Raw genomic sequence first — 1,295 nt, forward strand, 5'->3', positions numbered from 1 at the left:
CATAGGTATCTACACAATTTCCATGTTTTGCGTTAAATTGAAGAGCATGCTCTTCAATTTTAACATCTCTCGCTTAGATCAGCGCCTTGTCAAACGTTACAACAACCTTGTTCAGTTCAATATGAATCCTCTTGCTTCACTTGCCCCTGCAATCAAAGATATTGCCTCTGCTCAAAAAAATAGTTTCGCAACGACGCAAGCTGTATGGCGGTTTTTAAATAATGATAAAATTTCATTTAAACAATTAAATGAACCTATTCAAAAACTTGCTTGTGATCAGATTAAGACATCGCTGCATCGCTATGCTTTAGTTATTCATGATTGGTCACAAATCCAATATGTGACACATCGTAATAAAACTCAAAAACTCCAAAGGACACATCAGTACGACTCAGGCTATGAATTACAAACGAGCTTACTTGTTGATGCTGCTTCTGGACTTCCTGTTGCTCCATTAGCTCAAACCCTTTCTAGTGCTTCAGGTTGCTATTCGACATTTAATGAGCAACAGACCGAACGTAAAACTCATTTAGACTCCCTTTCTGAACAAATACAAAAAGTTGAACAGTTTCCTCTTGAGAAAACCTGCGTACATATTATTGATCGTGAAGGAGATTCCATTGCTCATCTCAGGGAATTAAGCAGTCATGGTTTTCAATGGCTTATTCGAGCAAAGGAAGGCAATCGGATTGAGCATCAGGGTGAAATATGTAAAGTTGGAGAAGTTGCTGAACGTATCGAAATACAGCAAGTGAAACCCATTTCTTACAAGGGTAATCAACATATGCTTTATGTTGGAGAAACCAATGTTCGGCTTACCCGTGCTGCAAAATCAAATAAAAAAGATTCTTTAGGTCAAAGAGTTGCTCCTCAGAAAGGTGCTGCAATTGAGGCTAGACTGATTATTGCGGTGGTTAAAGATATTAATGAAAAGACAGTTGCAAGATGGTCATTGATCAGCAATGTATCAACCGAGATTACCGCAGTGGAATTGACAACTTGGTATTACTGGCGTTGGTCAATCGAATGTTATTTCAAACTTCTCAAGCAAGCAGGTCATGATATTGAGTCATGGCTTCAGACTACCCCAGAAGCGATTTTAAGGCGTTTGCTGATCAGTTGTATGGCTTGTGTGTTGACGTGGAGAGTGCAGCGTTGTACAGATGAGCAAAATCAGAAAGTCCGTGCATTTTTGACTAGGCTTTCAGGTAGACAGCAGAAAAGAGGCAAGATAGAGAGTGCGCCTGCCATATTGGCAGGACTCTCGATTTTACTAAATACTCTTCAACTGCTCT

1 protein-coding gene is annotated in these 1,295 nt (G+C 39.6%); it reads left to right on the forward strand.

Translation table 11 applies throughout. The annotated features are described in order from the left end of the window. Positions 1-121: 121 nt before the first annotated feature. Positions 122-1,295, forward strand: a 1,174-nt coding sequence (locus FTU39_RS13740) for a transposase (RefSeq protein WP_180052279.1), incomplete at its 3' end; no start/stop codon positions are given.

The organism is Acinetobacter sp. YH12099 (assembly GCF_013419195.1).
Taxonomy (GTDB): domain Bacteria; phylum Pseudomonadota; class Gammaproteobacteria; order Pseudomonadales; family Moraxellaceae; genus Acinetobacter; species Acinetobacter towneri.